The organism is Vibrio sp. 2304 (genome assembly GCF_033339475.1).
In the GTDB taxonomy this organism is placed as follows: Bacteria; Pseudomonadota; Gammaproteobacteria; order Enterobacterales; family Vibrionaceae; genus Vibrio; species Vibrio alginolyticus.
This window is the reverse complement of record NZ_JAWOUQ010000141.1, coordinates 1-521: the sequence shown is the minus strand read 5'-3', so window position 1 is coordinate 521 and position 521 is coordinate 1. Positions and strand designations below refer to the sequence as shown.

Below are 521 nucleotides of genomic sequence, written 5' to 3'. Positions count from 1 at the left end.
CGCCTGTTGACCGGCTATCTGACTCCGGACAGCGGCACCCGCCATCTTGCAGGCAAGCCGTTGGAGGCCTGGTCCCCCGAGGCTCTGTCGCGCCGGCGGGCGGTCATGCTGCAGCGAACAGCCCTGCAGGCCGACTGGACGGTGGAAACGGTCATTGCCATGGGACGCTCACCGTGGGGCGCGACGGCGGATCCGGCGGTGCTGGCGGCGGTGATGGCCGTCACCGGCTGCGATGGCCTTGCCGGTCGCCGCTATCCCGGCCTCTCCGGCGGCGAGCAGCAGATGCTGGCCATCGCCCGGGCGCTGATGAGCCGACCGCGCCTGCTGCTGCTGGATGAACCGTCGCTGGGGCTGGCGCCGATTATCATTCAGCAGATTTTCGACACCATCGAGCAGCTGCGCGAGCAGGGGATGACTATCTTCCTCGTCGAGCAGAACGCCAACCAGGCGCTAAAGCTGGCGGATCGCGGCTACGTGCTGGAAAACGGCCATGTGGTGCTCTCCGATACCGGCGACGCGCT

1 protein-coding gene is annotated in these 521 nt (G+C 67.8%); it reads left to right on the top strand.

Annotation, left to right across the window (positions count from 1 at the left end; all coding sequences use genetic code 11):
* The coding region (locus R7P64_RS24690) for an ATP-binding cassette domain-containing protein (protein WP_318124276.1) at positions 1-521 on the top strand (521 nt) is incomplete at both ends.